The 17,563-nt window shown below is 62.1% G+C and carries 15 protein-coding genes; 9 read left to right on the forward strand and 6 right to left on the reverse strand.

Annotated features, from left to right (window positions below):
- Positions 1 to 105 precede the first annotated feature (105 nt).
- The 7 genes from lpxC (at position 106) to ACYQ1P_RS02245 (ending at position 9,127) form a co-directional block, all read left to right on the forward strand.
- Positions 106 to 1,074, forward strand: coding sequence for a UDP-3-O-acyl-N-acetylglucosamine deacetylase (gene lpxC, locus ACYQ1P_RS02215; RefSeq protein ID WP_460018747.1), 969 nt, complete (start codon positions 106 to 108; stop codon positions 1,072 to 1,074).
- Positions 1,075 to 1,173: 99 nt separating this feature from the next.
- On the forward strand, positions 1,174 to 2,070 hold the full coding sequence (locus ACYQ1P_RS02220; RefSeq protein ID WP_460018748.1) for an outer membrane protein assembly factor BamD: 897 nt from the start codon (positions 1,174 to 1,176) through the stop codon (positions 2,068 to 2,070).
- Positions 2,071 to 2,088: 18 nt separating this feature from the next.
- Positions 2,089 to 3,762, forward strand: a complete 1,674-nt coding sequence (gene recN, locus ACYQ1P_RS02225) for a DNA repair protein RecN (protein ID WP_460018749.1) — start codon at positions 2,089 to 2,091, stop codon at positions 3,760 to 3,762.
- On the forward strand, positions 3,759 to 5,834 hold the full coding sequence (gene ligA, locus ACYQ1P_RS02230; protein ID WP_460018750.1) for an NAD-dependent DNA ligase LigA: 2,076 nt from the start codon (positions 3,759 to 3,761) through the stop codon (positions 5,832 to 5,834). Before recN ends, ligA begins: the two co-directional genes overlap by 4 nt.
- 293 nt (positions 5,835 to 6,127) lie before the next feature.
- Positions 6,128 to 7,066: a sugar phosphate isomerase/epimerase family protein gene (locus ACYQ1P_RS02235; RefSeq protein WP_460018751.1), complete on the forward strand. Its 939-nt coding sequence runs from the start codon at positions 6,128 to 6,130 to the stop codon at positions 7,064 to 7,066.
- Positions 7,067 to 7,219: 153 nt separating this feature from the next.
- Positions 7,220 to 8,146 carry a hypothetical protein gene (locus ACYQ1P_RS02240; protein WP_460018752.1) on the forward strand — a complete coding sequence of 309 codons (927 nt, stop codon included), beginning with the start codon at positions 7,220 to 7,222 and terminating at the stop codon, positions 8,144 to 8,146.
- Positions 8,147 to 8,368: 222 nt separating this feature from the next.
- On the forward strand, positions 8,369 to 9,127 hold the full coding sequence (locus tag ACYQ1P_RS02245) for a S1 family peptidase (protein ID WP_460018753.1): 759 nt from the start codon (positions 8,369 to 8,371) through the stop codon (positions 9,125 to 9,127).
- Here ACYQ1P_RS02245 and ACYQ1P_RS02250 read toward each other — a convergent pair whose 3' ends face one another.
- The 4 genes from ACYQ1P_RS02250 to ACYQ1P_RS02265 form a co-directional block, all read right to left on the reverse strand.
- Entirely contained in the window at positions 9,128 to 9,544 is a 417-nt protein-coding gene (locus ACYQ1P_RS02250) for a bacteriohemerythrin (RefSeq protein ID WP_460018754.1), read from the reverse strand.
- Positions 9,545 to 9,626: 82 nt separating this feature from the next.
- Entirely contained in the window at positions 9,627 to 10,031 is a 405-nt protein-coding gene (locus ACYQ1P_RS02255) for a hypothetical protein (RefSeq protein WP_460018755.1), read from the reverse strand.
- Positions 10,028 to 11,128: an S-methyl-5-thioribose-1-phosphate isomerase gene (gene mtnA, locus ACYQ1P_RS02260; RefSeq protein WP_460018756.1), complete on the reverse strand. Its 1,101-nt coding sequence runs from the start codon at positions 11,126 to 11,128 to the stop codon at positions 10,028 to 10,030. Before mtnA ends, ACYQ1P_RS02255 begins: the two co-directional genes overlap by 4 nt.
- A gap of 78 nt (positions 11,129 to 11,206) precedes the next feature.
- Positions 11,207 to 12,886, reverse strand: coding sequence for a peptidoglycan-binding domain-containing protein (locus ACYQ1P_RS02265; protein ID WP_460018757.1), 1,680 nt, complete (start codon positions 12,884 to 12,886; stop codon positions 11,207 to 11,209).
- Between the two features lie 113 nt (positions 12,887 to 12,999).
- On the opposite strand from ACYQ1P_RS02265, the gene rnhA reads away from it, so the two are divergent.
- The gene (rnhA, locus tag ACYQ1P_RS02270; protein ID WP_460018758.1) at positions 13,000 to 13,455 is read left to right on the forward strand and encodes a ribonuclease HI; all 456 of its coding nucleotides are present in this window, start codon (positions 13,000 to 13,002) and stop codon (positions 13,453 to 13,455) included.
- 134 nt (positions 13,456 to 13,589) lie between these two features.
- Positions 13,590 to 14,615 (forward strand): hypothetical protein, encoded by a 1,026-nt coding sequence (locus ACYQ1P_RS02275; protein ID WP_460018759.1) that lies wholly within the window; start codon positions 13,590 to 13,592, stop codon positions 14,613 to 14,615.
- 79 nt (positions 14,616 to 14,694) lie between these two features.
- On the opposite strand, the gene ACYQ1P_RS02280 is transcribed toward ACYQ1P_RS02275, so the two are convergent.
- Both ACYQ1P_RS02280 and ACYQ1P_RS02285 read right to left on the reverse strand, forming a co-directional pair.
- Positions 14,695 to 16,989 carry a hypothetical protein gene (locus ACYQ1P_RS02280; protein ID WP_460018760.1) on the reverse strand — a complete coding sequence of 765 codons (2,295 nt, stop codon included), beginning with the start codon at positions 16,987 to 16,989 and terminating at the stop codon, positions 14,695 to 14,697.
- Entirely contained in the window at positions 16,986 to 17,558 is a 573-nt protein-coding gene (locus tag ACYQ1P_RS02285) for a hypothetical protein (RefSeq protein ID WP_460018761.1), read from the reverse strand. The genes ACYQ1P_RS02280 and ACYQ1P_RS02285 overlap by 4 nt, the downstream gene beginning before the upstream one ends.
- Positions 17,559 to 17,563 lie beyond the last annotated feature (5 nt).

Here is a 17,563-nt window from a genome sequence, read left to right on the forward strand (position 1 = left end):
TTTGAGGGCTCCGGGAATGATTGCTACAAACATAACCGGAGCCCTTTTTTTGGGTCAAAGTTGGATCATGTAAGCCTGCAAAGAACCTCATAAGGGACGGCCTCTATGCAAAAGCAAAAGCGCACGGCAACTCCAGTGAAAAGCAACCCGCCCCAGGTTCTGCATCAGGCGACCCTCAAAAGCTCTATCAGTTGTTCCGGCGTCGGCCTGCATACCGGGGCCAGGATTTCCATGACCCTTCGCCCCGCCGATCCGGGACGGGGCATCGTTTTTCATCGCTCCGACATTTCCGGACGCGGCGCGGAAATACCCGCCCGTTGGGATCATGTGGTCGATACCCGCCTCTGCACCACCCTCGGCAACGCCGAAGGCGCCACCATCGGCACCGTGGAGCATTTGATGGCCGCCCTGGCCGGATGCGGCATCGACAATGTGGAGATCGACATCAACGGCCCGGAAGTGCCGATTATGGACGGCAGCGCCGCGCCCTTCGTCTTTTTGATCGAATGCGCCGGACGACTGGAGCAGGATGCGCCGCGCCGCGCCATCCGCGTTGAAAAGCCGGTTTCCGTCGGCGACGACAAGCGCTATGCCGAGTTGAGCCCCGCCCCGGGCATGCTCCTGGGCTTTGAGATTGATTTCGACTCCGCCGCCATCGCCCGTCAAGAAATGCAGATTTCGATCAATCACGACGATTTCAAGAATGAACTCAGCCGTGCCCGGACCTTCGGTTTCCTGCACGAGGTGGAACAGTTGCGCGCCATGGGTTTGGCCCGGGGCGGTTCACTGGACAACGCCGTGGTGGTTTCCGGCGACCGGGTGCTGAACGAGGAAGGCCTGCGCTACGATAACGAGTTCGTGCGCCACAAAATGCTCGACGCCCTGGGCGACCTCTATCTGGCCGGAGCACCGATTCTCGGATGTTTCCAGGGTGCCCGGTGCGGTCATCAGGCCAACAACGCGGTGCTTCGCGCCCTGTTCGCCGACCCGAGCCAATGGACGATGGTCGAACTGACCGCCGAGGATCTGCTTGCCACGGACATCGCCACCCCGACCCTGGCCGCCACCGCCTGATCGGACTTTCTTGACCCGGGGTCATTCGTCTCTTGCCCGAAGGCGGGCCGGGCGTTGTATACTCGCCCCTGCTCCGCAGTCAGGGACCCGTTGCCGATCATGACCATTCGCCCCTTTTCCTTCGTTTTGTCTTCGTTGCGCACCGCCGGGATGGCCTTGGCGCTGATCGGTCTGGTCAGCGCCTGCGGCGATAAAAAACCCAAGGAATATATCGAGCGTCCGGTGGAGGAACTGTACAATCAGGCGCAGAGCTCTCTGGAAAATCGGGAATTCGAAGAAGCCGCCAAGCAGTTCGACGAGGTGGAGCGGCAGCACCCCTATTCCAAATGGGCCACCCGGGCGCAGATCATGGCCGCCTTTTCCTCTTACATGCACAACGCCTATGACGAGGCCATCGTCGCCCTGGACCGCTTTTTACAGTTGCATCCCTCCCACGCCGACGCGCCCTATGCTCTGTACCTGAAGGCCCTGTGCTACTACGAGCAGATTTCCGATGTCACCCGCGACCAGAAAATGACCGCCCTGGCCACCCAGTCGCTGAAAGACGTGATCAGCCGTTTTCCGGCCAGCCGCTATGCCCGCGATGCGCAGATCAAACTCGACCTGACCATCGACCATCTGGCGGGCAAGCAGATGGAAATCGGGCGCTACTACCTGCATCAAGGCCACTATCTGGCGGCCATCAATCGTTTCAAAAGGGTGGTCGAGGAATATCAGACCACCACCCACGTCCCCGAGGCCCTGCATCGTCTGGTTGAGGCTTATCTGGCCCTGGGCGTCACCGACGAGGCCAAACGCACCGCCGCCGTCCTGGGCCATAACTTCCCCGGCAGCGAGTGGTACATCGATTCCTTCGAGATGGTGGAAAATAAGACCTTCCGACGTCCGAACGACGAGGAAGAACCCTGGTACCAGATCTGGGACAGCCAGGACGACGAACCGCGGGTCATCCCCAATACCGAAAAGGCCTCCCCCCCCTGGTGGGACGTCTTTTAGTCAGCCGGACATCGACCCATGTTGGCCAGTCTCTCCATTCGTGATGTGGTGCTCATTGATCGCCTCGACCTGCACTTCGAGCCCGGACTCTGCGTGCTGACCGGCGAGACCGGGGCTGGCAAATCCATCCTGCTCGACGCCCTCGGTCTGGCCCTGGGGCAGCGCGCCGAGGCGCGGCTCGTCCGCCACGGCTGTGATCAGGCGGCGGTGACTGCGGCGTTCGACCTGCCTTCGACCCACCCCGCGCGCAACCTGTTGAGAAAGCAGGGGCTGGACGGCGGTGACGGCGAGATCATTCTGCGCCGGGTGGTCAATCCGGACGGCCGCTCCCGGGCCTGGGTCAATGATCAGGCAGCCAGCGTCACCCTGCTGCGCCAACTGGGCGAATCGTTGGTGGAAGTGCATGGGCAGTTCGATACCCAGGGCCTGCTCGACCCGACCACCCATCGGGCCATTCTTGACAATTATGCCGGATTGCAAACGCCACGGGCGGAAACCGCCGGGGCCTTCCGGCTCTGGTCGTCGGTGGAACAGGCGGTGGCCAAGGCGCAAGCGGATCTGGAGAAAGCCCGCCAGGACGAAGAGTTCCTGCGCCATGCGGTGGAGGAATTACGCCTTCTTGGACCGCAAGCCGGGGAAGAACAGCAATTGGCCGAAAGCCGTGGCCTGATGCAGAATGGCGAAAAACTGCTGGAAGCCCTATCCGCCGCCAGTGCTGCTTTGGACAAGGGCAACGGCGTCGAAAACGCTCTGCGCACAGCGCAACGGCAATTGGAACGCATCCTTGAAAAGATGGACGGGCGTTTGGACGAGGCCATCGCGGCACTCGACCGGGCGGCGGTGGAAGTGGCCGAGGGGCGGGAGCAAATTCAACGCAATGCCGAGGCCATTGACCTGGACCCCCGGCATCTGGAACAAGTGGAGGAACGCCTGTTCGCCCTGCGCGCGGCGGCCCGCAAGCATAACGTCCAGGTGGATGATCTGGCCGCCCTGCATACCCGGCTCGCCACCCGGCTGGAGGGGCTGGATCATGGCGGAGCGCAATTGGAGACCCTGCGCAAGGATGCCCGCGCCGCCCGCGAGGCCTATTTGCGCGCCGCCGACCGGCTGACCCAGGGACGGCGGGAGGCGGCGGAAAAACTCGATGCCGCCGTGGCCCAGGAATTACCTCCGTTGAAGCTGGAACGGGCGGTGTTCGCTACCCAAGTCACCACCTCGGACAATCCCGCCGACTGGAGTGCCCATGGCCGCGACCGGGTGGCGTTTCAAATTGCCACCAACCCGGGCAGCCCGCCGGGACCACTGAACAAGATTGCCTCAGGCGGTGAGCTGGCGCGCTTCATGTTGGCCCTGAAAGCCTGTCTGGCCGACGCCGATCCCATCCCCACTCTGGTCTTCGACGAAGTGGATTCCGGGGTCGGCGGCGCGGTGGCCCATGCGGTGGGTGAGCGTTTGGGGCGGCTATCCGAACAAGTGCAGGTGCTGGTGGTCACCCATTCGCCGCAAGTGGCGGCGCGCGGAGCCCATCACTGGAAGGTCAGCAAAGAGGCGCTAACGGACAGCGTCCGCACCACCGTGACCCGGCTCGACGATACCAGCCGCCGAGAGGAACTGGCCCGCATGCTGTCCGGGGCGGAAATCACCGAGGCGGCGCGGGGGGCCGCCGACAGCCTGCTGGAGACCCCGGCATGAAGCTGCGGGAGATGCCGGTGGAGCAGCTCACCTCCGAAGAGGCGGAGCAGGAACTGGCCGAACTGGCGCGCACCATCGCCGCCCACGACAAGGCCTATCACCAGGACGACGCCCCAACCATCAGCGATGCGGACTATGATTCCCTGCGCCTGCGCAATCAGGCCATCGAGCACCGCTTTCCCTTGCTGGTGCGCCCGGACAGCCCCTCGAAAAAAGTCGGCGCCGCGCCAGCCTCCGGCTTTGGCAAGGTAACCCATGCGGTGCCCATGCTGTCGCTGGGCAATGCCTTCGACGAAACCGATGTGGCCGATTTTCTTGACCGCATCCGGCGCTTTTTGGGATTGCCCGACGACGCGCCGGTGCCGGTGGTCGCCGAACCGAAAATCGACGGCCTGTCGGTGTCCCTGCGCTATGAGAACGGCGTTTTCGTGCGCGGGGCGACCCGTGGCGACGGGACGACCGGCGAGGATATCACCGCCAACCTGCGGACTCTCGATGAGATTCCGCAAACCCTCAAAGACGCGCCGGAGGTGCTGGAGGTGCGCGGCGAAGTTTATATGTCGAAGCCGGATTTCGCCGCCCTCAATGCGCGACAGGCGGAACGGGGCGACAAGCTGTTCGCCAACCCGCGCAATGCCGCCGCCGGATCGCTCAGGCAACTGGACCCGTCGATCACTGCCGCGCGCCGCCTCAGCCTGTTCGCCTATGCCTGGGGCGCAGTGACGGGGAAGGAATGGGCCAGCCAGAGGGCGTTTCTCGACGATCTGGAGCGCTGGGGCTTTCCGACCAACCCATTGGCCCGGGTCTGCGACTCGCTGGGCGAGATCATGGCGCTGTATGGCGACGTGGAAACCCGGCGCGCCGATCTGCCCTACGACATCGACGGCATGGTCTACAAGGTCGACCGGGTGGACTGGCAAAAGCGACTCGGCTTCGTCGCCCGCGCCCCGCGCTGGGCCATCGCCCATAAGTTCCCGGCTGAGAAAGCCATCACCCGGCTCAATAAGATCAATATCCAGGTCGGGCGCACCGGCAGCCTGACCCCGGTGGCGGAGCTGGAACCGATTACCGTCGGCGGCGTGGTGGTCTCCCGCGCCACCTTGCACAACGAGGATTACATCCGCGACAAGGATATCCGCGAAGGCGACGCCGTGGTCATCCAGCGGGCCGGGGACGTCATCCCGCAGGTGGTGGAGGTGGTGCTTGCCCAACGCCCCGCCCAGAGCCAGCCGTTTGATTTTCCGACCACCTGCCCCCAATGCGGCAGCCACGCGGAAAGGCTCGACGGCGAGGCGCGCACCCGCTGCACCGGCGGCCTGATCTGCCCAGCCCAGGCGGTGGAACGGCTGAAACACTTCGTTTCCCGCGATGCCTTCGATATTGAAGGGTTGGGTAAAAAACAGGTGGAGGCGTTCTGGGAAGATGGCTTGATTAGACAGCCGCAGGATATTTTCGGCCTTCAAGCCGAGACTTTGCGCGACCGCGAAGGCTGGGGCGAGAAATCAGCCAGCAACTTGATCCAGGCCATTGCCGAGCGTCGCACAATGACTCTCGATAGATTTATCTATGCCCTGGGCATCCCGCAGGTTGGACAAGCCACGGCCAAAACCCTGGCCCGCAATTATTTATCGCTGGAATCCTGGCGGAAAGCCATGCAGGCGGCGGCGGTCGTCGGGTCCGAGGCGCGACAGCAGCTCTCGGAAATCGACGGCATCGGCCCGGCGATGATCGACGATCTGGTGGCCTTCTTCAGCGAGCCCCATAACCGGGAGGTCATGGACGCCTTGCAGGCGTTTTTGACCGTGCCCGACTTTGCCGTGCCGTCAATGACCGATTCGCCGGTGGCTGGCAAGACGGTGGTGTTCACCGGCAGCCTGGAAAGTATGACCCGCGCCGAGGCCAAATCCCGCGCCGAGGCATTAGGCGCCAAGGTGGCCGGGTCCATTTCCAGCAAAACCGATATCCTGGTCGCCGGACCCGGTGCCGGGTCGAAACGCAAGAAGGCCGAGGACATCGGGACCATTGAGATTCTCGACGAAGCCCAGTGGCTGGCCCGTATCGAGGGGGCATAGAAAAAGGCGGCCCCGAAGACCGCCTTGTTCAAAGTCCATGCTCGGCCGGTTTCAGCCGAAGAACAGATAGCCCAACATGCCAACGCCGATTACCAATTGAAAAAGCGGATAGACATCCCAATTCATAGCCGATCTCCTTGTCTGAATCACACCGCCCCTCATACCCTAGAGTCGCGGCCCCCCCGCCCCCAACGGAGCGACAAATAGCCTTGTAGATTTACCATTACACCATAACGACAGCAAGTAGAAACGCACGGGTTCCTATTTGGACAGGTTCGGATTATACCCGACCCATGAGCCGTATCATTCAAAGCATCGGGGCCATGGTGCCCCATGGCGACCCCGCCGCCCTCGACCGCCGCCTGGGACAGTTGAGCGAATTCGGTTTCGACCATGCGGAGCTGTCGATCACCGCCTGTGCGGTCATCGTCGGCGGACAACTCAATCCCGTCCGGTTGCGGCACTTGACTGATGTGATTGCCCGCCATGACATCGGCATCACCCTGCATGCGCCGTTGATCCTCAATTTCATGGATCTTGTGCATGCGGACCTGCATATGAGTGTCGCCCGTGCCTGTATCGCGTTTTGTCACGCCGTTGGCGCGCCGGTGCTGGTGGTGCATCCGGGGTGGGTTGATCCCTGTCATCTGAGCGCCGACCGTTCCGGTCTGTTGGCTCTGGAACGTGACGCCCTGTCCCGATTGGCCGAGGACGCGGCGCAACGCGGGGTGACTCTGTGCCTTGAAAACATGCCGGTGATTCTCGAGTCCCTGCATGGCGAACTGGACAACCACGGTATTGAGACCCAGAGCATCGCAGCGCAGGTCCGGGCGGTCGATCATCCGGCCCTGCGCGCCACCATTGATGTCAGCCATGCCCATATCGCCGCTACTCACCGGGGTCACGACCTGCGTGCCGACCTGTCAGAAATGGCTCCCGTAACGCGCCATCTGCATCTGCACGATTCGTTCGGTCGTCCGCCGACGCTGGAACGGGCCAACTATCCCGAGGTCATGGCGTATGGCATGGGGGACCTGCACCTTCCCCTGGGCTGGGGCAATATCGACTTCGAACAGGCCCTGGTCGGCCTCCCCCTGCCCCCCGGACTCTCCATGACCCTTGAAATTAATCGCCTTTACGACGATGATCAGACCATGGTCGATTCCCTGACCCGTGCCCGTCATCTTCAGGAACGGATTCAGGCCACAACCGGACCGGTTGCCGGGGCGTAAGAAGCGGATTCCTTTCGTGAATCCAATACCTTGCAAAATTCTATATTAGTGCTCTTGAATATTAGAGCCGACTAATATATATTACCGGCATTCACCAAGCCGCGAGGGAACGTCGGCCCAGGTGCAGGATGTATTTTTTTCGGGGGAGTTATCATGAGAAAGCTTTTCACCACCACCGCCCTGGCCGCCGTTGTTGCTGCCGGACTCGTCTCTTTCGCCCAGGCTGCCGATGAGGCCGCCGTCGCGCCGCAAGAAGTGGCACCGATTTTCCAGCCCTATTCGCCTGATCCGGAAGTGCTGCGCGCCGCCCAGGAACGCACCGCCCAGCAGATGATGGAATACGGCCAGAAGATGATGGAATACGCCCGCGAAATGCAGGAACGGGCTCAGAAGCACATGAGCGAGCAAAATGAAGCCAGCCGTCAGGCCTGGCAGGCTCGCATGGATGCGCTCCAGGCCATGCAGGAAGCCGAGCAGGAAATGCGTAGCGTTTCCATGCAGCAAAACCGTGGCCCCATGTCCGAAGAGGACATCAAGGCGCGTCGTGAGGCGTTCAAGGCTGCGGCTGAAAAACAGAAAGCGGCCATGAAGGCTCTGTCTGAGGCCAACATGAAGGCCGCCGACGTGTTCTCGCCGCTGTCCCGCGACGACGTGGAAGCCATGCGCAACGAACAGATGCGCCGCGCCTATGACAAGCGCCGTGAAATGAAAGAGGCGGCCGACGCGCGTCGGGAAGCCAGCCAGGCCCAGATGGAAAAGATGCAGGCCGAAGCCAAGGCCCGCCAGGAAACCCAGGCCCAGCCGAGCAACGAGCGTATGGAAGAGATGAAGAAGGCCGCCGAAGAGCAGCGCGCCGCCATGCAGAAGGCCGCCGAGGAACAGCGCGCCGCCATGCAGAAGCAGCGTGACGCCCGTCGCGAGGCATTCCTGGAGCATGGCCCCAAGGGTCCCTATGGCAACCCCGGCACTGGCCCCGGCTTTGCGCCCTATGGCGGTGCGCCGATGGGCAACCCCTACGCCGCGCCGCAGCCGATGGCCCCGCAGCCTGCCGAGCCCGCTCCGGCCCAGCCGACCAACTGATCGGCTTTGAAACAAGGCTCTTTTCGGGGGGAAAGAGCAAGGGGGTGGAGGAGAAATCCTCCGCCCCTTCTTTCTTTTATGGCTTTGATTTACCAATAGAATTACAATGGCCTCACAGGGATGGCTGCTGAGACGGGTCCAATGTCAACTCCGCCCAAAGATGCGCTTCAGAAACTTTCACTCCTTTTTCTGATGGTTGCCCTATTTGCGGCGGGTACCTGGATGCCTGCAACGGCCAAGCCGTCGGACCTGTCGGGCTGGAAGGGTGGTGTGATTCGGCGGGGACCGGACGGCAACATCATTCGCGATGCGGACGCCGTCGATCCCCTGGCGAAGATCACCCAGGGCCGGAAGAAGAGCGGCATCGGCAGCGGTTTTTTCATCACCTCCAGCGGCCATCTTCTGACCAACCACCATGTCATCGACGGATGCAAGCTCATCACCGTGGAGACCCCGACCGGTCAAGCGGGCGCGGTCGAGCTTCTGGATGATTGGGAGGAGGTCGATCTGGCGCTGCTCAAGAGCGCCCTGAAACCCGTCGGTGTGGCCAAATTCCATGCCCCGACGCAACCGAGCGCGGGGGCCGCCCTGGCCGCCGTCGGCTATCCGACCCTCACACTGCCCCCCATCAACCCCAAGTACATCGCGGCGACCTATGGCAAGCAACTGGGCGAGCGACATCCCTGGTTCAGCATGAAAGGCGAGGTCTTTCCTGGAAACAGTGGCGGCCCGGTGGTGGACGAGGCGGGAAACATCGTTGGGGTGGTCGTGGCCAAGGTCAATGCGCCCAACATGAAGAAGCAAACGGGCCAGCTGATCACCGATTTGAGTTTTGCCATCCGTCTCGACGTCACCCGCCAGTTTCTGAAGCGCAACAGGATTGAGGTGACCACGGCTGGAACGGATACGTCCCCTCTCGCTCAGAAGGACCGCTTTGCGCTGGCCAAGAAGTTCGTCGTCCGCGTGGGCTGCTGGAAATAACTAGAGGAAATCGAACTGAGCGGCCTCGACGGCCTGCGCCATTTTTTTATCCTCGACGATCATGTGACGGACCAGCCGGGTCTCAACCCAGTTTTCCAGGGTCGGGCCGATCATATCCTGGAATCCCGCCTGATTCTGACGGCACAGGCTGCGCGCTTCGGTTTCCAGTTCCCGATGCAATTTCTTATGCTGTTCCAGAATCGGGCAGCCGAGGGCCTCGAACATTTCCTCTTCGGCCCGAAAATGAACCTGCGTGAACAGCAGCAAGGCGTTGAACGCATCTTGCAGGATCAGCATATCCTTTTTCTCCTGCACCGCCTGATGCAGATAATTGGCCAGCTCGATCAACTGACGATGGTGCCGGTCGATGACCCCATCCCCAACCTGATACTCGTCCTTCCATGTGAACCTGGGCATGCGTGCCTCTCAATATCCACAGTCGATCAGCCGCTCCTGACATAGTATCCGTGAAAGCCATAAGATGCCACAATGACCGATGTTAAGGACAGGTGAACCGGTCCCGGATGGCTGCGGGCAGGGTCTTGCCCACCGGATCCCCGGCCTCTTCGGGACGTCGGACCAGGTAGGCCATCCAGATCGGCACCAGAATTTCGGCGGACGTATCGTCGTGCAGGCAGGCCAACAGTTGACGGCGGGCCTGTATCCGTGAATCAGGGGGCCAAGCCTCAAGGGTCTTGCCGTCGCGCGCCCTCAGCAACAGACGGTCATATCCGTCCATGCGACGCAGACCCTTGTCGAGCCCCTGAAGAAATCCCTCAACGACCCCGATGCAGGGCGTGGGATCGGTTTGGCACAGGGCCTGCCAATAATTGGACGGACGTTGGGCCTGGGCCGGGCCGTCCAGAATCAAGGCGGCAACGAGCGCGAGACCAAGTCGTTTCACGCCTCCACCTTTTCCGGGAACATGTCGGCCAGCGCCTTGCGCGAGGCCTCGGCCACACCGCGTTCGGTGATCAGGCCGGTGACCAATCGGGCCGGGGTGACGTCAAAGGCGTAGTTGGCCGCCGTGCTGCCCTCGGGGATGACCCGGACAGTGCCGGTGCCGCCGTCCTTGGTCCGGCCCCAGATCTCGGTGACCTCGGTGCTGTCGCGCTGCTCGATGGGGATCTCGCGCACCCCGTCATGAACCCGCCAATCAATGGTTGGGCTGGGCAGGCAGACATAGAACGGCACCCCGTTGTCGTGCGCCGCCAGAGCCTTGAGGTAGGTACCGATCTTGTTGCACACATCGCCCGACGCTGTGGTGCGGTCGGTGCCGACAATGCACAGATCCACCTCCCCATGCTGCATCAGGTGGCCGCCCACGTTGTCGACGATGCAGGTATGGGGCACCCCGTGCTGACCCAGTTCGAAGGCGGTCAGGTTGAAGCCCTGATTGCGCGGCCGGGTCTCGTCGACCCACACATGAAGGGGAATGCCCGCGTTATGGGCCTTGTAGATGGGGGCCGTGGCGGTGCCCCAATCGACCGTCGCCAGCCACCCGGCATTGCAATGGGTCAGCACGTTGATCCGCCCCTGTTTGCCTTTTTTCTCCCACAGCTTGCGGATGATCTCCAGCCCGTGGTCGCCCATGGCCTCACACAATGTCACATCCTCGTCGGCGATTTCGGCGGCACGGCGGTAGGCGGCCTCTTCCCGTTCGCTGGCGGCCAAAGGCAGCAGAAGCGCCTTCATCTCATCCAACGCCCAGCGCAGATTGACCGCCGTCGGGCGGGTCTTGAACAGCGTTGCTGAGGCGGCTTCGATATTCCTGTCCGAAGAGTCCGTGCGCATGGCCAGGGCCATGCCATAGGCCGCCGTCGCCCCGATCAGCGGCGCCCCGCGCACCAGCATGTCGGCGATGGCCGAGGCGGCGTCCTCCATGCGGGTCAGGCGAACGATCTCGAACAGATGCGGCAGCCGGGTCTGATCGATGATTTCCACCGAACGCGCGTCGGCGGCGGTCCAGATGGTGCGGTAATGGGTGCCATTGATATTCACGGGCGGAATCCTTGTTGCGAGGGCAGAGGAACCGGCAATTTGGCAAAGATCGGCAGGGGGTGCAATCCCCGCGCCGACTTAATCCTCCAGGTCGACCAGGGTCGAGGCCAGCTTGGCCAGGGCACGGGCACGCCCCCAGGCATTGCCCATGTCGGCGGCGACCTTCAATCCCTGGCGGAACGACTGGCGGGCCGCCGGGACATCGCCCAACAGCATCCAGGATCGACTGAGATCCGCCAGCATCCAAACCTGCGACAACCGGCTGGGAATGGCTTTCGAGGCCTCCTGCGCCGCCGCGTCGACGCGGGTTTGCGCGGCTTTGTTCCCCAGTTGGCGCAACCGGGCACTCAAGGCCCACAGCGCCTCGGCCCGCAGCCGGGGCTCGTCGATATTCGCCGCCGCTTCGAGGACGTCATCGGGGGCGTAGCCTTCGCTCGTGCCGACCATTTCGATCATTGCCAGAACCACCCGGCTGACCGCGAAAGCCTTGGCATAGGGGTAGGGAATAGCCGTGCAGTCGTCCATGGCTCGGGTCAGGGTATTGCGGGCCGAAACTCCGTCGCCCTGCTGATTCTGAGCCAGGGCGATGAGCGCCAGAACGGCGGGCCGATAGCGGTCGGCTTCGATAAGGGCAACGGTGATCAGCGCGGCGTCGGTCTGCCCGGCCTGCGCCTGGGCGTTGGCGGCGGCGATCAAGACGGTCAGACGTTCACTGTCGTCGGACAAATCGTCAAGCAGGGCCAAGGCCCGCTCCGGTTGACCGGCTTCGGCATGGGCGGTGGCAATGCGGCGCAGGGCGGATTCGCGCAAGGCTCCGTTTTCCGGGCGGCGGGCCATGTCCTCCGCCCGGGTCAGGGTATCGTTGGCCGCCACCCGCGCGCCGTTGCGCGACTGGGTCACCGCCAGCTGGCACATCAGGCTGATGCGGTTGTCCAGGTCAGGCACGGCGGCCACAGAGTCTTGGGCCTTTTCCATTGAGTCCCCGTCGCGGCTCGCAGCGGCGATGGCGGTCAGGGCCTCGGCCCGACGCACCGGGTCGGGGATGATGGCGGCGGCATCCAACGCTTCGCTCAACCGTCCGGCATCGGCGCGGGCAATGGCAATATCGCGCAGCGAACGCATGACCAGACGCGGGTCTCCGATGCGGCGCAGGGTGACCGTCGCCGCCTCCGCCAGACCGGCCTTGGTCTGGGCCACCAGAACTTCACCCAAGGCCCAGAACCGCAGCTCGTCGCGTGCCACCTGCTTGGTGCTTTCCGCCGCTTCGAACAACAGACAGGCCGGAGTCGGACGGGAGAAACAGGCACTCGGATCGCGGGTCGGATCGGCGATTTCGGTATCTTCCGCCGGTTCGTCCAGCAAATGCCGGGTGGCCGGATTATCGAGCAGTGATCGACGGGCCTTCTCGATATTGAGCGAACGGGCCGCCTCCAACCGCTGCAACAGATTGCGGATCTGAAAGGCGGTCTCGATATGCTGGGCCAATTCCTCGCTGACTTCCCCGTCTTCCTTGAGCCCGGAACGGCGCTGATAGGCGCGGATGGCGCGGGTGGTGGCCTCGTCCATGCGCCCGTCCGCCGGGCCGTGGTACAGGTCTTCCTTGGTCAGGGCTTCCTGGACCCGGCGCACCAGGGGATCGGTCATGATCAGGTCTGATCGCGGCGTGAAGTCCGGCAGGCCGGTGGGCTTGGCCGCCTGCACTGGCGTCGCGACGACGACCAGAACCGTCAGGGCAAGGAAAAACAATAGCGGCGGCACATGCGGACTCCCGTGGCGTTACCACCCAATATCGTCCGTTGGTCTGGACCTGGCAAGCATTCGGGGTTACATGAGGCTCAACCGTCTCCCTTTTTTGAGAAGGAATTTCCGGCATGACCGGCAAGCGGGTCGAAATATTCACCGACGGGGCCTGTTCCGGCAATCCCGGGCCGGGCGGCTGGGGGGTGCTGCTGCGCTGGCGCGGCACCGAAAAGGAACTCTACGGCGGTGCCCCGGAAACCACCAACAACCGCATGGAACTGACGGCCGCCATCCAGGCCCTGGATTCCCTCAAGCGGGCCATGGACGTGGATCTGTATACGGACAGCACCTATGTGCGCGACGGCATCACCAAATGGATTCACGGTTGGAAAGCCAACGGCTGGCGGACGGCGGCCAAAAAGCCGGTCAAGAACCAGGACCTGTGGCAAAAGCTCGACGACAGCATGTCCCGCCACCGGGTCGAATGGCATTGGGTCAAGGGCCATGCCGGGCACCCGGAAAACGAACGGGCCGACGCCCTGGCCCGTCTCGGAGTCGCCGAGTTCGCCCCGCAAATCATCGACTGAGCTTCGCATTAACGCCACGCAACCCTCACAGGGACTTCACACGGGCATCCGTGATGTTCTGTTACCCTGGAGGTGCCGACGGGTCCATTGGCCCGCCCGGTGTTCTGGCATTTTTTTCTTCAGGAGTCCCGTTGATGGACATTAAATTCCCAACCGCTGGCATGGCTTTGGCTGCGACGGTCGCCTATTCCCTGTGCCTTGGTGGCACCCCGGCGTCGGCCGCCGATTCATTCAGTTTCGGCCTGTGGGGCGACATGCCCTATGCCAAGAATAACGATCAACCCAAGATGCAGGCGTTGATCGACAGCCTGAACGCTTCCGACATCGCCTTTTCCCTGTTTGATGGCGATATCAAGGACGGCAGTTCCGAATGCACCGACAGCGTTTTTACCGATGCTGCGACTCTGTTCAATTCACTGAAAGCGCCCCTGGTTTATGTGCCGGGTGACAATGAATGGACCGACTGCCATCGGAAAAACAACAACGGTTACGACAATCTCGAACGGCTCGACCATCTGCGCCGTGTGATGTTCCCCAAGGCGGAGAGCTTCGGTGCCAGCAAAATGGCCCTCGACCTTCAAGGAAAGCCTGGCGAAAAGTTCTCCGAGAACACGCGCTTCGTTCATGGGGATGTGGTGTTTGTCGGGATCAACATGCCCGGCAGCAATAATAATAAGGTTAATAATGAAAAGTCCTGCACCAAAAAGAGCGCCCGGACTCCCGAACAATGTGCTGCGGATAATGTCGAGTATGCCGAACGTGACGCCGCCAACATTGCCTGGATGGATGAAGCGTTCAAGTTGGCCAGCGATCAAAAAGCCCGTGGCATCGTCTTGGCCTTCCAGGCCGATCCCGGCTTCGATCTGCCTGAAACCGAAGACTTGGATGAACGAGCCGACGCGAGCTTCGATGGCTTCACCAAGTTCCTGGATCGCCTCGTGGCCCACGCCCGGAACTTTGATGGTCAAATCCTGCTGGTGCACGGCGACACCCACTTCTTCAAATATGACAAGCCGATGCTGCACCAAGCAGACCTGATCCCCAATGTGACGCGCCTGCAAACCTTTGGCAGCCCGAATATCCACTGGGTCCGGGTCACTGTCGATCCCGCCGCCGAGCAGGTTTTCGTCATCCATCCGGTCATCGTCCCCGGCAACTGAAACGGTCTACTTACGAATAAAAAAGCGGTCGCTTGCCGGGAGGACAGGCGACCGCTTTTGGTTAATGCGAGGTGGACCGTCAGCGGATGTTCGACAATCCCCAGATGGACTGCGACTTGGCCGGGAAGCTCGCGGCGTGGACGATTTCCAGACGCACCACGTTGTCCAAACGGCGCGGCACACCGAAGCGGATGATCCCGTCGGGGCGTTGCCATTCGACGATGCGACGGAAGGTCCCAGTGCGCAGATCGTTGGCGATGGTGGCCATGAAGTTGCCGTCTTCGTAGATCTCCGACGGACTGCCGTATTCGGCCAGCAAGTCGGCGAGGATCCGGGCGTAGGTGCGCTGCATCCCGGCGACGTTGGTGGTGTCGTCGAAGTCGATGATCGCGCCGGTCTGGGTGACCTTGCCATTTTCCTGGGCGACCACCAGACGCTGCCGTTCGCTGAGCGCCGGGAACATCACGCTTTCGTAAACGGTTGCCCCCGCCTGTTCGGAGCCGTCCCCCAGCCCCTGCGCGGCCAGGGATTGCAGGGCTTCATTTCCGGAACTGCCGAGCGCGAATCGACCGACCTGCAGGGATGACCCGGTTCCGGTCTGCAGGGCGACGGGCGCGGTGTCGGCGGCCTGCTGCTGCTTGGCCTTCGAGGGCTTGTCGTAATTGTAGCGCCAGACGAAGGCGACCCGGGTCTGATCCGTGTTGTCGTTGAGATTGATGTCGCGGTTCAAGTAATCGGCTTCGAGGCGGAACACGTGCGGGCCCAAGGTGTAGGCATAGGCCCCGTTGAAGGTCCAATCGACCGTGTCCGTATCGCCGGAATCCTTGGCATTCTGGTAGAACAGCCCGAAATTCGCGTTGAGGGTCTGCGGCCCTTTCGACAGGCTGAAGCCCAGGGACGGCTGGAAGTCGTCGTTATCCGTATCCTGACCGTCGGCGGTGCGGACAATCAGCCCCGGGGTGATGGTGCCCTCCCACTTGTTCAGCGTGATGGCATGGTCGGCACTCAGCGAGACTTCCTTGCTCAACAAGGTGCTTTGCGAGGCGATGTCGTGGTTATCCTGGAGCTTGAAGCCGAAACGTCCGGTCCATTCCTGGGGTAATGGCATGTTCAGGCTCAAATCGGCGACCCGCAACACGGCCTGGGTGCCATTGGTGGCGGTCGCCGTGCGCCGCCGATACACGTCCAGGGCACCGGTCACCTGATTCCAGTCCGGCCGCAGATAGATGAACAGCGGGCCGGTGAAGGTGATGCCGTCTGTGATGGTCTGAGTCTGATTGCCCGTGCTGCGGTTGGAACGGTAACGGGTATCCCGGACCCGCGCCCGAATGCCTTTTTCGAACCGCCATCCGGCATGGACTTCCGCCCCCTGGAAATCCGAGGTTACGGAGGACGCGCCCTGAGGCGCATAGTCCTTGGCATAGTTTTCAGCCCGGATGCGGTAATCCAGCGGCATGTCGGGATCGCTGCCGGTGAGCTGGGCGAACACGCCTTGGCCGTGCTGTTTCTGATCAAGACTGTTATCGCTGTTGTTCTCGTGGTCGCCCATCATGACGCCCCACTCGCCCTCCAGGGTCATGATCTGCCCCAGCGGTCCGGTGAAGTCCTTGGTCGCGGCGGCGGAGAGCACATCCTGGCTGCGTTCCTTGGAGAATCCCTCCAGGGGCTGCGCCGGACGCATGTTGCGAACCCAGTTGAGAGTCCAGGTCCCGTAATCGGCGCGATTGGCCCCGATGCTGGTGGCGTCGATCAACCAGGAGGCGCCGGTATAGATATCGTCTTCGAAGTTGTCCCGGTCCCAGCGGGTGACCCCACTGCCGACCAGGAATTGCAGCGAGTGCTTTTCCCCGTACCAGTTCTGCACCGGCTGAAATTCCATGCTGCCGCCCTTGAGCGAGGTTTGCAGGGTGCGGTTGGTATATTCACCGTAGAAATTGCCCAATTCCATGCGATAGGGCACCTCGACTTCGCCGTTTTCCTTGAGGATGTTGATCCTCTCGGGAACGAAGCCATATTCCCGGTGGCGGTAATCGCTCAGGTTATAGACCCCCGAGACCTGGGTCCGCAGCCGATGATACTCGGAGAACTCCCGGGTGCCGACCACGTTGAATTCGTAATAACCGTGCGATCCCGTCTCCTGATACGGGCCGAGGGCGGTGGTGCCCGACAGGGGATAGGCCTCGTAGGACAGCCCGGAATCGTAATGCATGTCCCAATCATCGAAGATCGAATAATTGAACAGATAGTCTCCCGGTTCGTAGATGTCCTTGTACCAGGCGTACTCGGGCTCGGCGGCCTGAACCGCCGCCCCGCCGAGAAGACCAAACGCGACAACCGCGCCACAAACTAGGTTCACATTGCGTAAGTAAGTCATCGACTATACCCCTGCTCAATGTCGATGATGAATTCATTGGTGCCGTCGACCGTCTTCATACCACTGGTCAACGAATAGGTGACACGGATGGCCACTTCCACGGCAACCCGGTCGCGCACCAGAATCTGGGTCCCGGCCTCGTCGCGTTTTTCGATGTCGCGCGAGATCGGCTGCAATCCGTTGATGCGAACCACCGTCATACGGGCATTGGTCGGCACCTGGCTCAAAGAGTCTTCCAGGCGCGCGGCCCCGGCGAATTTCGGCGAAAGGACGCCGCCAAAGGCCGAGGTATTCCACTTGGCGACCATATCCCGCACCGCCTTGTCGACGGCAGCCCGGTCGATGCCGTTGGGAACTCCGGTCAAATCCTTGAGATCGCCCGGAGCCGTGATCGCGCCTGCGGAAAGGCCGCTGTTGGGGGTGAAGATCCGACGCAGGTGACGCATTTCAGCCGCGTCGGCGGGCATCCAGGCCTGACAGACCAGGAGGCCGACAAATGCCCCAAGGGTCACTATCGGAGCGACGACGGAGCGACGACGAAGCGCGTTGCGGTATGTATTCATGGTCATTCGTC

It is taken from the genome of Magnetospira thiophila (assembly GCF_054657015.1).

Excerpts from the sequence above, each read along its gene's own strand:
- lpxC (WP_460018747.1), top strand. The coding sequence starts at position 106 with ATGCAAAAGCAAAAGCGCACGGCAACTCCAGTGAAAAGCAACCCGCCC.
- ACYQ1P_RS02220 (WP_460018748.1), top strand. The coding sequence starts at position 1,174 with ATGACCATTCGCCCCTTTTCCTTCGTTTTGTCTTCGTTGCGCACCGCC.
- recN (WP_460018749.1), top strand. The coding sequence starts at position 2,089 with ATGTTGGCCAGTCTCTCCATTCGTGATGTGGTGCTCATTGATCGCCTC.
- ligA (WP_460018750.1), top strand. The coding sequence starts at position 3,759 with ATGAAGCTGCGGGAGATGCCGGTGGAGCAGCTCACCTCCGAAGAGGCG.
- ACYQ1P_RS02235 (WP_460018751.1), top strand. The coding sequence starts at position 6,128 with ATGAGCCGTATCATTCAAAGCATCGGGGCCATGGTGCCCCATGGCGAC.
- ACYQ1P_RS02240 (WP_460018752.1), top strand. The coding sequence starts at position 7,220 with ATGAGAAAGCTTTTCACCACCACCGCCCTGGCCGCCGTTGTTGCTGCC.
- ACYQ1P_RS02245 (WP_460018753.1), top strand. The coding sequence starts at position 8,369 with ATGCCTGCAACGGCCAAGCCGTCGGACCTGTCGGGCTGGAAGGGTGGT.
- ACYQ1P_RS02250 (WP_460018754.1), bottom strand. The coding sequence starts at position 9,544 with ATGCCCAGGTTCACATGGAAGGACGAGTATCAGGTTGGGGATGGGGTC.
- rnhA (WP_460018758.1), top strand. The coding sequence starts at position 13,000 with ATGACCGGCAAGCGGGTCGAAATATTCACCGACGGGGCCTGTTCCGGC.
- ACYQ1P_RS02275 (WP_460018759.1), top strand. The coding sequence starts at position 13,590 with ATGGACATTAAATTCCCAACCGCTGGCATGGCTTTGGCTGCGACGGTC.
- ACYQ1P_RS02280 (WP_460018760.1), bottom strand. The coding sequence starts at position 16,989 with ATGACTTACTTACGCAATGTGAACCTAGTTTGTGGCGCGGTTGTCGCG.
- ACYQ1P_RS02285 (WP_460018761.1), bottom strand. The coding sequence starts at position 17,558 with ATGACCATGAATACATACCGCAACGCGCTTCGTCGTCGCTCCGTCGTC.